Genomic DNA, 13022 nt, shown 5'->3' on the forward strand with positions numbered 1-13022 from the left:
TTAGGTGAGAGTGTGTAATATCTATAACATCGTGTGATTAGAGTGCGGTATATCAGGGTTTTGTTAATTTGTTACTGTAACATTTTTAACTTGATTTAACCGTTTTTCACTAGATTGCGTTAGCAAAATGTTAGCATAACAATTTAATCAATAACTTTTTGAAATGATTTTGTTAAGACAATCAAGGTGAATTGAATAGTGATCGTAGATAGAATGATGTGGTAGTGTTCCTTACTTCCTACCCCCTCCTTTTGAATAGTAGGTTTCTTTGTTGTATTTGCCTCCGTTAAATATTGAGCTTAATTACTAAGATATTTATTTTTCTCTTCACTATTCCACCGTTTATGGTTCAGGTAATATAAATCCATTTCTAGTTTTTAGTTTGATAGTATTGATGGTCAGTATTTATTTAAAAATATAGTCTTCAGATATGCTAGAACTTATATAGTAATATCTAACATAATTTATGTTCTTCAATTAAAGAAACTACTGTATTTGCTGGTTCGTGTAATTCAAAGATAACAATTTCATTTTCGCCTTGTTTTAATAATGGTCCTGGTAAGTATAATGTTTTTTGTGGTCCAATTTCCCAATACCTACCTAAATTAAATCCATTAACAAGTACAATGCCTTTCTTCCAACCTGGTAATTCCACAAATGTATCGCCAATCTCATCTACCTGAAAACTACCTCGATAGAAGGTCGGCCGTTTACTAATTTGTTCATCATTTGTTTTATAATTTAACTTCTCAAGGTTGTCCATTGGTAGACTATAGATCTCCCAATCATATTGGAATTGGTAAGCAAACCTAACACCTTCTGTTATCCCCTTTATATCTTTTAAGTTAGGTCCGTAATTAATTCGTCCCATATTTTCAACTAAAATATCAAGTTGTGCACCTTCTACTGGAACTTCAATATCAATGGTATTATTTTTCCAACGATCAATCACACCTTGAAATTCTTGATTTACAAACACAAGCGCTCGGTCCCTAACCTCTTGAATGGTCAATGGGGCTTTTTTCTTGGGTCCTGTTAACTTTGTGCGATATAAAATATATCCATAGTCTTGTCCTAATTCTTCCATTGATTCAGGGTTTGCTCTTCGAACCGGAAAACTAATCATAGATAAAGCATCAAATAAATTAATCGTTTGTTTCAACTCAAATGTCCCGTAATTTTTCTTCGGGATCGGATCTGGCAACTCTAGTTCACCAATATCCTTATGTTTCGCAATTGCTTCACGAACAGCATGAAATTTCGGTGTAATATCCCCTGTTTCACTAATTGGACAATCATAATCATAACTTGTTATGGTCGGTTCATATTTTTCATCGTGATTGGCCCCATTAAAAAAACCGAAGTTAGTTCCACCATGGAACATATAGAAATTAACCGAGTCGCCTCGACTTAGCATATTAGCAAATGTATCCGCTGCATCTTGTGGGTCACGAGTGTGATGTTCTTCGCCCCAATGGTCGAACCAGCCATTCCAAAATTCCATACAAATATTAGGCGTTTTCGGAAAATACTTTTGTAATAAATTAAAGGCCTCAGCAGGTCTTGAACCAAAGTTAACTGTAGCCAATACTCCATCTAACGTACCACCTTGAATCATTAAGTCAGTCGGACCATCCGATGTAAACAAAAGAACATCAATACCTCGTTTTTCCATCCCGTCTTTTATATAAGCTAAATACTGTTTATCATTCCCAAAGCTACCATATTCATTTTCGATTTGCATCGCAATAATGGGACCACCTTGTGTGCTTTGAAATGGCTTTAACCTTTCCATCAACACATCATAGTAGGTATCTATTTTGTCTAGATATGGTTGGTAATAAGATCTAACTTTCATATTTCGATCTGCTAATAACCAGGATGGCAGTCCGCCAAATTCCCATTCTGCACAAATATATGGGCTTGGACGTACAATCACATATAAGCCTAATCGATCAGCAGTTTTAATAAATTCTTCTACATTGGCTAACCCTTCAAAATTATATTCCCCTTCTTTTGGTTCATGTAAATTCCAAGGAATATAGGTTTCTACACAATTAAATCCGCACACTTTTAACTTTAATAAACGATCTTCCCAGTAATCGGGAACAATCCGAAAATAATGAATAGCTCCTGAAATAAGTTGAACTGGCTCACCATTTAGGCATAGATCTTTACCTTGTACTTCGAGCTTAGACAATCTTAACGCTCCCTTTCCTTTTTTAATTTTACTTATTTTATTTCAGCCACTTGATCTAAAAAACTAGCATAGTAATAATACATCATATCCCCTGCATCAAATTTATGAACGAGGTAAAGCATTTACATGTTTAAATTTTACAAACATGTAAATGCTAAACTAAACACTGGTATATTACTCTTTTAAAATAGCCATTCGCTTATGTTTCATCAATACAAAACCTGAAGCAAATAGTAGTATACCTATCAATAACATCGTATATATATTGGTTGCAGTATTAGGTAGTTTTCCACCCTTTTCTCCCAGTGAATTGCCGTCTGATTCCTCTTTCTTTGGAGTAATGCTTTGTTCTTTTTCCTTCTCTTGTAAATCATCCATCACTGCTCTCAATGTGATAGTTGCAGCATCAATTTCTTCTTGTGATGTATCCTTGTTCTCCAAGAGTTTTTCTGCTGCTGCTATTGCTGCCTGCAATGCGTTAAATGATTCTTCCGTAAACTTTTCATCATTTATTATGGATTTCGCTGATTCTAGTAACCTCGTAAGTTCCGATGTTTCCAATGCTGGACCCGGTTCTTGCAAATTATTAATCTCCTCTAGTGCATTCAACGCTTCTTTCAAGGTTACCACTTGAGCATCAATTTCTTCCTGTGATGTACCCTTGTTCTCCAGAAGCTTTTCTGCTGCTACGATTGCTTCCTGCAATGCGTTAAACGATTCTTCTGTATACTCGCCGTCATTCGTAATTGCATTTGCTTCTGTAAGTAAGCTCTCAAGCTCTTTCTTATCCAATTTAGGAAGCGTATTACTATCCTTCAATGTAATTGTATGTGTTTTACCAATGGATCCAACTACATTTACTTCTAACTTTACTGTTGGAGTTGTCTGAACAACCTCAATAGTCTCCTCTTTTTCTATAACAGACAATTCCTCTCTATCTATTTCAATAGTGATCGTCTCTTGTTTTTGTGTTGGATCTGAAACTGCCAATTTTAATTCACCTTGCTCTTCCTTTACCATGACAGATGCAGGATCCTCCAGAGTTAAGAATTCAACTGTTCCAGCATTCCAAAAGTTTGCCGCTAAAATACCAAGCGTTTTATTTTTGACAGCATGTACATTCGATGTTTGACTGACAATCTCAATATCTGGATTTTTACTGTATTGTTCCGTAGCAGTAGCATCTTTATTAGGTAAAATTACATAAGCGTAATTCTCACCATTAGGATTCTCTCCATGATTAATGGCCAAACTTAAGTAGTTACGTTGAATGAGATCACTTGAACCTCCATCATTAATTTCGTTCCAAGATCCTTCTCTCTGTTCACGTAATCCTTCAACTGTCGATGGTACTGGGAAATAGAATCCAATATCACTGTTAGAAACATCTCCCTCAAGATGTGCCCATGATACTGCATCTATCGCTTTCGACCATCCCAATTCATTAGATTGAATCTCCCCATTTACAGTGAATGGATTATCACCATTATCATTTAATTGTCGATTCTCAATAATGGTTTCAACGGAGTTATTATCTGTACTGGTTATATCCGTTCCAAGGGCTACGATTTCATTATCAAACATGAACCAAGATTTTTTCCCTTCCAACGAACTTCCTGTCACCTGATCGAGTGAAAATTCCATACCTGCTGTTCCAAACAACTCATCCACGGATGTTCCTCCAACCCATGTCCTTGTGTTAAGATAAGATTTCCAATCTTGCAGAACCCCTTTTGACCCGTCCGTTGTCGTTCCTGGTAGTCGATAGCTGTCAATGGTTGGCCAATAATGATTATTGTAATGATTTAGATCACCGTTATATAAGTAGGTCATACCAGCACCAGTAAACCATCCCTTTTTATTTTCTCCATTTCCATATGAAAACGCAGAAATCCGATCAGAAAACATACTAATTCCAAAACCAAAGCTATCACGTAAATGTACAACCCGGTCCATACCAGCAAAGACTTTATTTTTTAGTAAGTTTCCTCTTGGTTCTATAGAATTATCATCCATTAGGGATTTAAAGAGATTTGCTTCGTAGATCGGTAAGCTAGCAATAAAATTATCTACTTCTGGATCATCATGAAGCCATTCCTTGACCATTCTCTTAATACTCAGTTTTGTGTTCGAAGGTGCAGCTTCTGCTAATCTTAATAAACTTCTCATTGTACTTTTACCTACGGAACGATCTGATGCTGCTTCTCTTGATATTGCTCTACCTGACACCATGTCCATCATAGCACCTTTATAAATGAAAGGTTCAAATGAATTGGAAACCCAACCAAACACATTATTAACATTTGAATCTCCTAAATCCCACGGTGTATCATTTACCAAATATAACATGTCTGCAGTTCTTCTTAGCCAAACTCCTCCGTATGACCCTGTATAAGCGATGACCGAGTGTTGAACTAATGAACCATCCTCGTAAACACCATCCCCTTGAACAACATATTGGTATTCACCTTCGATTGAATCTCGACCTTGACTAATTTTAGCACCATTATTTCCGATAACACCACGAAGTGTAACTACTAATGCTTTGTCAAGTAAGTTTGCACCAGTATTCTCTCTTCCACGAACACCAAGTACAGTGGAATAGACTGGATCTGGAGAAAATTTATCTATTGCTGCTATATAATTATCAATTTGTTTGGATGTTAAATCATCATACATTAGGACTACAATATCATTTATAATTTGAGGAGTTCCAATTTCCCAATCCCACCAGTTACCATAAGGATCTTTATTTTCATTAAACCTATTTTCATACATCCAATCCAGCGCATTTAGAATATCATTTTTTAACTCTTCATTTTGATATAACTCTGAACCTACCATAGAGTAGGCCATTGCCATACTCTTTAGATTTGAATAAGCACTTGTAATGTATGCAGAGTTTGATTCACCTTGTAATGAATCCCATAAATAACTCCTATTATCTTCAGTATTCAGTGTATCCCAATATCCTGAATTGCTTTGGTTTGTAATCGCTTCTTCTAAACTAGAAATATAGGTAATCGTATCCTTATCATCTGGATTGTATAGATCTTCCCCAGTTAACGTATTAAACCATGCTTCCCGCATTCCCTCATATACATTTTCCATGTCAGGGCTCTCCACACTAATTAAAACGCTATCTTTAAACCCACCATCTTGTGTCACTGCTTCTATTGTCGCAAAACCATAATCATGAGCAGTGACTACCCCAAATTCATCCACTGTTACTACATCAGGATTAGAAGAGCTCCAATTGATCGTTTGATCCAATGAATCCTCCGGTGTAAAAACAGGTGTTAGTGTGATTGTTTCACTTAACTTCATCGTTATTGCGTTTTCTTTTAAATGAAATCCAGTTAAAATCTTCTCACCTGTTTGTTCTAATGTAACTTCATCAAACCATATTTTACCTGAAGCAGTTTCTAAACCTAACTCAACCCTTAAAGTGTCAGTACCTTCAGGAATAATCATATTTAATTCATATAACGTCCAATCAGTTGATTCTTTAACTGCAGCAATATTAGGGCCATCCCCAATTTTTTGATTACGAGCCATATCCCAATATTGTGTTCGAACAACCATACCTCCCCAACTTGCATCTACATCTTCCGTTTTTGCCCATACATTGAGCTTATAGCCTTGACCTTCTATAACATCTATATCTTGGAAAATAAATGCCCTGCTACCTGAAGTTTGCGCATCTACATGTAGAGATTGAGCTCCCTGAAGAAACTCATCCTGCTCAAGAGACAATGTTGGATTCCCTACTGGTACCCACGCATCCCAATGAATAGGTTTCACCTCGTCTTTCCAAAAAGTGTTATTCGTCGATTCTACCTCTTCAAAACCACCATTTTGGACTAGGTTTGTTGTTACTAAACGTACATCATCAAACCAGACATCTCCGGAAGCTGTCTCTAGACCAAGTTCTATTCTTAGGGTATCAGCATCTTTTGGAATGGTCACATCTAACTCATAGAGAGTCCAATCGTTCGTGCCTTTTACCGCTTCAACAGCTGGTCCATCACCTATTTTGTCGCTATTTTCCATATCCCAGTATTGAGTTCGTACAATCATTCCACCCCAGCTTGCATCAACATTTTCACTTTTCCCCCAAAAACTAAGCTTGTAACTTTCCCCTTTTTTAACGCTTACATCTTGTAAAAGAAATGCTCTCGTGCCTGGAGTTTGTGCATTTACACGAAAAGATTGATCACCTTGAAGAAACTCCTCCTGATCAATGGATAAAATGGGATCGCCCACTGGTACCCACGTATTCCAATATTTAGGTTTTTGATCATCTTCCCATAAATTATTATCCACGAATTCAGTTTCTTGAAAATCACCATTTTTAATAAGTTGTTCCTGTAACGCTCCCTCGGCTTTGGTAGCGGTTTCAAAATTAAGTGGGAGTATTGGAAATAACAAAGAAACTGATAACACTATGCTTAATACCTTTTTCACGGAATCTCTCACCTCTTCATTGTTATTATAAAAACTTAAAATCTATTTGTTTAATTCGATTTCGTATTTCTTCTTATAAAATATCACCTCTATTCTTTAAAGAAACACAAGTTTTATAGTTATCTAAAAGTATATACTTACGATTTATATAATCCGTGTAAAATTTAAACTTTTATGTGTGTACTTTTTACTTCATACTAAATTTTCAAAAAAGTAAGATTTAGTTCTGTATTATATATGGCATAAACAAACGTATTCGTATATAGGGATTCTCGAGAGTTTAAGTGGAATGCCACTAGAATTTGAATTCCTTAGCTTCGACGACATTAAGAAAAACGGTATACCAAATGATATTGGAGTCCTTATTAATGCTGGTGTGCCACACGGCATGGAGTGGTGGATTTATTGGTGTTGGAGAACCCACCGCTCATGAGAGCCAAGGCCGCCGTTTCTTCCAATTGGCTGATGTATTAGGTGTTGAAAAAGATATTGGGTATAGCTTAAGTACAGATAAGTACAATAAGCTTTATGAAGAAACTCAATTTATCGTAGAAGATCAAACAGAACATTAAATTTTGGTGAAAGCATGAAAGTGGTATCTGAAGTCGGGAACAACTCCAATGTTCTTGCAATGGAGGAAGGAAATGTAACAATAGCAGTAAATCAATTTGGACAAGGCCGCTCTGTTTATATTGCAGGACTTCCATATACTGCAGAAAATACTCGTTTATTACTTCTCTGTATCTATTGGTCTGCAAGTCAAGAGCAAGAGATGAATAAGTGGTTTACGACAAATCCCAATATGCAGCGTATCCAGATGCAGGATCTTTTGTAGTTATTAACAACTCATATTTAAACCAAAAGACTACTATTTACAAAAACACGAATCTACTTTAGAAGTTTTATTAGAGCCAATGGGATATCAATGGTTCCAAATCTAATTAACCTATCCCACCGTTTCACAGCTATTCAATAGAGCTAGTACAAGACTCTTGTCGTCAGTAGCTTTCAAAAAGAGGGTGTGTCAAAAAGGTCGAATTTTACCTTTGACACACCCTTTTTGTATTGTTTGGTGCGCTGCACTCTCTATTACGAATTAAATTCATAATAGATCCATTAATTAACAGCTTTCCATTGTTGACTAGCTTTGTCTAATGAGCCAGTCTCTTCCATCTTTACTAACGTAGGTAAGATCGACTTCATTGCTATAAACGCAACAACACTCACTCCAAAAAATATAGGTAAACCAGCAGTACTATAGACCACTACCAAAATAAGGAATGAAATAATAGATAGATACAAAGTTCTAAGCGGATGGGCCATCCCTATAATCAACGCATAAACAAGTGTATTCGTTGGAACCGTCCGAAAATAAACGTAAACCGGAAATACATACAACATTAATACAACCGTTAATACAAAAGAAATGATAAATAAAACGAAAAGTAGTGGTTTTGCAGTGGATTGATTAAAATATAGCAATATTCCATTAAGCATCATAATTCCTAGAAGTATGGTGATGTAAACGCCTAGTCGGTTGCCACTAATAAACTGACTCTTAAATATTCGTTTGTATTCTTGAAAACAAACTTTATCAGAGTTCCCCTCTCGCCATGTTTTCATTAACGAAAATAATGCAATCGTTGAAGGGTAGATTCCGAAAAGGACACCTCCAACAAGTGAGAATACTACCCATAGTATATTGAGATAAGCAAGTAGCATTACTTTCTCACAAAAGCTATATAGTTTCTCATTAAATCCACTCATAGTCATGAATTTAATCCCTCTCATACCAGTAACCTGGTATTCCTTTCAATATCCTAACCAATGCTTCCGTATAGAAATAATCACCCCAAATAACATGTCCATCAGGTACTAAATTACCTCTAACATGATACGAACCATGTTGAAGTAATCCGTGTGCCGTTGGTATACCTGCTGTTGAATAATTTTTAACTAATGAAGTTATTATTTGATACGCACTATCTTTAATTCTACTTTGTTCTGGGTGGTTTGAATTCATTGTACTTACTAATTCGAGCATCCCCGATACTGCAATGGCAGATGCAGAACTATCTCTGTAAGATAGCTTTGTTAGTGGAGCATCAAAATCCCAGTATGCTACTTGATCTTCAGGCATATTCAGCAGAAAATAGTTCGTCATTTCGATGGAGAGTTTTTGATAGTAGACGTTACCTGTTTGTCTATAAAGAAGTGCAAAACCATAAATTCCCCATGCTTGTCCACGAGACCATGTGGAACCGTTCGTAAACCCTTGATGAGTGGAACCACCGATTGGTTCGCCTGTTAGCTGATTAAAATGGAATGTATGATAAGAACTGAAATCTCCTCTAACAAGATATCTTCTTGTTTTTTCCGCCTGCGCATCAGCTACATATTTATATTTTTGATCACCAGTTTGTTCATATGCCCAGTATAATAGAGGTAAATTCATTAAACAGTCAATGATTATTCTTCCACCCTCTACTTCATTCCTTTCTGTCCCCCATGCTTGTATATACTCCCCGTTTGAACGCCATCGTTTCAACAATACATCAGCTGCTTGCAAAGTTACTTTGCGAGCGTTTTCATTCTTTGTTACAATCCAATCCGCCTTCGTTGAAAGGGAATATAAAAAGCCGATATCATGATGATCAAGGACAATGTTTTGTTCTAATCTTCTCACAAAACTTTCTGTACTTGTTTTTGCTGCCTCTAAATATTCAGGATTCTTACTATACTCATAACAAAGCCATAGAATACCCGACCAAAAACCATTTGTCCAATCTCTATTTTCTATTGCTTTATACGAAGTTCCATCACCCACATGGGGAAAAAGAGTATCGAACCGTTCTATGTTTTCTTTTGTTTTTGTCAACACATGTTCAAATGCATCCTTAAACACAATAACACCTCATTTTATTTTGGTTACTATTTAGTTTAAAGAATGGGGAGAACAATGAAATAAAGAATTTTGCCCTGTTATGTGCATATTTTTTACTTTACCGAGGGTTAGATGGCCTTCTGGTTACTTCGGAACTCACTTGGTGTTACGCCAATATATTTCTTAAACACTTTGGAGAAATACGTTCTTTCTGTAAATCCAATTCTCAGTCCAATAACCTCAATGGACTCATCCGAATGAAGAAGATAATTACAAGCAGTCTTCATTTTATATTGATAAACATAATCAGTAAACGTAAATCCAGTTAATCGTCTAAAGTATCTTGAAAAGTAACTCGGGTTTAAGAAAAGATATTTGGCCACATCAACTGAACTAATATTTTCGGTTATATTTTTTGCAATATATTCATCGATTAATTGAATTTTAGACGCATCCGAAGTGGAAGGAATCCCTGCTTGTGTTTGTTTCGCCAAAGTGACTAATCTGTTTTTTAACAACGTCATTACATCCTTCATAGACCAACTTCCTAGCAATTCCTTTGTAAATGACTCTTCCTTATCGAGATTATTACTTCTCATTTCCATCAAAGAAACCATATTAATAAAGTCGTTTATTATCTCAATCGGTTCAATCTTATTCTCTATAATCAGTTTATACATTTTAGCTAAGATCTTTTCTGTTTCACTAAAGTCGTTATCCTCAACGGCTTTGAGTAATTCTCTCTTTTTATATTCTAATAAATTGCCTAATGGAATAAACGAATAATCCGCCTTTAATGCAATGTTATCAATACTGTTGGAAACATCATAAAAGAAACGATATTTCTCATTAATTATCTGTTTATAGTTGGATCCAAGCTCGTCTAATTTGAAATCGTCCTTAAACGTGATAAAGGAAACATTTAAATCCGTTTTCTCTTTACAATAATTGATTGAATTAACTAAAAACTCATTAAAAAACAATTGATCGTTAAACTTTATACTTTTACGGTAGTTCATAATTAAAATAAGGTGATTTCCGTTTATAAATACCCCTATACCCTTATAATCCTCCGAAAGATTTGTAATGGCATCATATACTTTATCCAGCTTCGATATATTACTAGATGCTTCAACATTCATCGAAGGAGGAAGATAGCCAATGGCAAGTTTATAATACTGTTCCTTCCATGGTAAATTTAACCGAGTAATGTGCTCTTTCAGATAATTATATGTTTGTTCCTTTGTTTGCTCTTTCGTCAATTCATTTATAAAAGTACGTTTTAGTAATTCATTATTTCTGATCAAATTCTCCTTAAAAAAGGGTTCATCCTCTATACCTATTTCTTTTATTTTATTTATTGATTTTTTTAGACTTTCTTCTAGTTGTTCTTTTGTCAATTCTTCCTTCACGATATAATCATCAACATTTAATTTAATTGCTTTCTTAGCATAATGAAATTCCTCATGGCATGTTAAAAAGATAACCCTAACGGAATTATCCATTTCTTTCACTCTTGAAATCAATTCGATACCATCCATTTTTGGAAGTCCAATATCGGTTACGATGATATCAGGTTTGACTTCATCAAATACTTCTAACGCTTTCATACTAGATGCGCTCTCATATATAACTTCTAGCCCCAGTTTATTCCAATCTACTATTTTAGATAAAAATTTTAACATTGGAATATCGTCATCGATCAACATAACCTTATACAATGTTCTTCACCCCATAACTATTTTTAGTAAATGGAATTTTAATTTCAACCAATGTACCTTTATCATCAGTACTACCCATTTTGACAGATGTTTCTTTACCATAAGTTAAATATAACCTCTGATAAATATTTACTAAGCCTACCGATTCATTATCACCCTTCTGAAATTCCCGTTCCATTTGAAGAGTATCGTTTACTATCTCACATTTCTCTTCTGAGATTCCTGCACCATTATCTTTAATATGAATAACCAACTTTTTATCTTCTTTATAAGCATCTATCTCAATCAATCCCTTTGATGTACTCCCTTGAAATCCATGCACAATGGCATTTTCAACAATCGGTTGTAAGGTTAAAAACGGGAACTCAAATTCCTCCACGTCTTTTGAAATAGACAACCTAAAATCAATATCTACCCCGCTCCGCATCCTCATGATATCAATATAATATTCTAATAGTTCACATTCATTTATTAATGTTGAATATTCGTTAATCTGTAAGTATTTACGTAATAACCTTATTAAAGATAACAATTTATCACTATGATAAGAATGTCCTTCCAGCATTAAATTACGTCTGATGGAATTTAGTGTGTTCATCAAGAAGTGTGGACGTATTTGAGAATAAAGTGCATTTAGTTCTAACTCCCTTTTCTTCCCTTGCTCTTTCTGTATATCTGCAATTAATTGATTAATCTGAATAAACATTTCATTAATAGATTTACCCAATCTCTGAATTTCATCATCACCAGTAGAATGAAACCTTATATCTCTATTTCCTGATCCGAACTCGGTCGTTAGCCTTTGTAACTCTTTAATGGGTTGACTCAATTTCCGAGCTAAAAGTAATGAAAAAATAATAAAAAGAAGGGCAAATATGCTGATAATAAAAATACTAAAGTAAAACGTATTTGCTAACTCAGTAGTTATATGACTTTCTGGAGTCTGGTAAACCAACTTCCAATTAAACTGTGATAACTGACTTTTCTCACTACGAATATCATCCCCTTTGTCTTGACTAAGAAGAACGTTTTTATTACCAAAAAGGAAGTTTCCACCCTGATCAAATAAAGCAATTTCACCAGTAGACAATGATTGGAAAAGTTGGGTGAAATAGTCCTCAGAAACCACAATAAGTAACACACCTATTTGTCGATTATCTTTCGGACTCTTAATAACTCTAGAGAAAAAAAATGCGGAACGATCATTATCCAACGATTTTTCCCCTAACCATTGGAGAAACGTAGCTTGATCATAATCAATATTCTCTTTCAACTTATTCCATTGTTCATTCAATTCCTTTTTGGGAACTTTATTACTAAAAGAAGGAACTACGAAATCCTTATTGTTTGTTAGGAAGATACTTACATCTTGATTTAAGGTTCTCATTTCCGTCATTCCGAAAATACTTTTTAGTTCATTGTAATGGTTTAGATCATCCGTGCTATCTATTTTATTCTTGTCAGCGAAATAATCTAAGCTTTGAACGAAAGAATCATTTTGTACGATAAAATGGGATGAAAAGGTAATATCATCAATCATTTTTTCAATGTCATTTGCTATTAAGTTTAATACCGTTTCATTATTTATTTCCACTTTTTCAATGACAGTTTTTTTATTAATTGTATATGATGCAATAGATATTATTAATGTGGGAAGAAGTATGAAAGCGATAAAACTTAACTGCAGCCTTCGATAATATGAATTTTGAAAATAATTTCTATGAAAATTATTATTCATTTCATTACCTCC

Annotated in this window: 8 protein-coding genes and 1 pseudogene; 3 read left to right on the forward strand and 6 right to left on the reverse strand. The window is 34.8% G+C overall.

The annotated features are described in order from the left end of the window. Window positions 1-454: 454 nt before the first annotated feature. Both J2S74_RS07195 and J2S74_RS07200 read right to left on the reverse strand, forming a co-directional pair. Window positions 455-2200 carry a glycoside hydrolase family 35 protein gene (locus J2S74_RS07195; protein ID WP_307323588.1) on the reverse strand — a complete coding sequence of 582 codons (1746 nt, stop codon included), beginning with the start codon at window positions 2198-2200 and terminating at the stop codon, window positions 455-457. Window positions 2201-2374: 174 nt separating this feature from the next. Then, the gene (locus tag J2S74_RS07200; protein WP_307323591.1) at window positions 2375-6667 is read right to left on the reverse strand and encodes a polysaccharide lyase family 8 super-sandwich domain-containing protein; all 4293 of its coding nucleotides are present in this window, start codon (window positions 6665-6667) and stop codon (window positions 2375-2377) included. A gap of 289 nt (window positions 6668-6956) precedes the next feature. Between J2S74_RS07200 and J2S74_RS27395 the strand changes: the two genes are divergently transcribed. The 3 genes and pseudogenes from J2S74_RS27395 (at window position 6957) to J2S74_RS27400 (ending at window position 7564) form a co-directional block, all read left to right on the forward strand. Continuing rightward, window positions 6957-7100, forward strand: a complete 144-nt coding sequence (locus J2S74_RS27395) for a lacto-N-biose phosphorylase central domain-containing protein (RefSeq protein WP_370875977.1) — start codon at window positions 6957-6959, stop codon at window positions 7098-7100. After that, a pseudogene (locus J2S74_RS07205) lies at window positions 7036-7502 on the forward strand (lacto-N-biose phosphorylase central domain-containing protein). Before J2S74_RS27395 ends, J2S74_RS07205 begins: the two are co-directional and overlap by 65 nt. Next, entirely contained in the window at window positions 7448-7564 is a 117-nt protein-coding gene (locus J2S74_RS27400) for a 1,3-beta-galactosyl-N-acetylhexosamine phosphorylase C-terminal domain-containing protein (RefSeq protein ID WP_370875978.1), read from the forward strand. Before J2S74_RS07205 ends, J2S74_RS27400 begins: the two are co-directional and overlap by 55 nt. Window positions 7565-7783: 219 nt before the next feature. Here J2S74_RS27400 and J2S74_RS07210 read toward each other — a convergent pair whose 3' ends face one another. From J2S74_RS07210 to J2S74_RS07225, 4 genes are all read right to left on the reverse strand, one after another. Further along, window positions 7784-8440, reverse strand: a complete 657-nt coding sequence (locus J2S74_RS07210; RefSeq protein ID WP_307323594.1) for a YesL family protein — start codon at window positions 8438-8440, stop codon at window positions 7784-7786. A gap of 4 nt (window positions 8441-8444) precedes the next feature. Next, window positions 8445-9572, reverse strand: a complete 1128-nt coding sequence (locus J2S74_RS07215; protein ID WP_307323597.1) for a glycoside hydrolase family 88 protein — start codon at window positions 9570-9572, stop codon at window positions 8445-8447. A 107-nt stretch (window positions 9573-9679) separates the two neighbouring features. Continuing rightward, the gene (locus J2S74_RS07220) at window positions 9680-11272 is read right to left on the reverse strand and encodes a response regulator transcription factor (RefSeq protein WP_307323599.1); all 1593 of its coding nucleotides are present in this window, start codon (window positions 11270-11272) and stop codon (window positions 9680-9682) included. After that, window positions 11265-13010 carry a cache domain-containing sensor histidine kinase gene (locus J2S74_RS07225; protein WP_307323603.1) on the reverse strand — a complete coding sequence of 582 codons (1746 nt, stop codon included), beginning with the start codon at window positions 13008-13010 and terminating at the stop codon, window positions 11265-11267. The genes J2S74_RS07220 and J2S74_RS07225 overlap by 8 nt, the downstream gene beginning before the upstream one ends. Window positions 13011-13022 lie beyond the last annotated feature (12 nt).

The sequence above is a fragment of the Evansella vedderi genome, from assembly GCF_030813435.1.
GTDB classification, from domain to species: Bacteria; Bacillota; Bacilli; order Bacillales; family Salisediminibacteriaceae; genus Evansella; species Evansella vedderi.

What these genes read in the sequence shown, in the direction of transcription:
- J2S74_RS27395 (WP_370875977.1), top strand. Translation starts at nt 6,957, where the DNA reads ATGCCACTAGAATTTGAATTCCTTAGCTTCGACGACATTAAGAAAAAC.
- J2S74_RS07210 (WP_307323594.1), bottom strand. Translation starts at nt 8,440, where the DNA reads ATGACTATGAGTGGATTTAATGAGAAACTATATAGCTTTTGTGAGAAA.
- J2S74_RS07225 (WP_307323603.1), bottom strand. Translation starts at nt 13,010, where the DNA reads ATGAATAATAATTTTCATAGAAATTATTTTCAAAATTCATATTATCGA.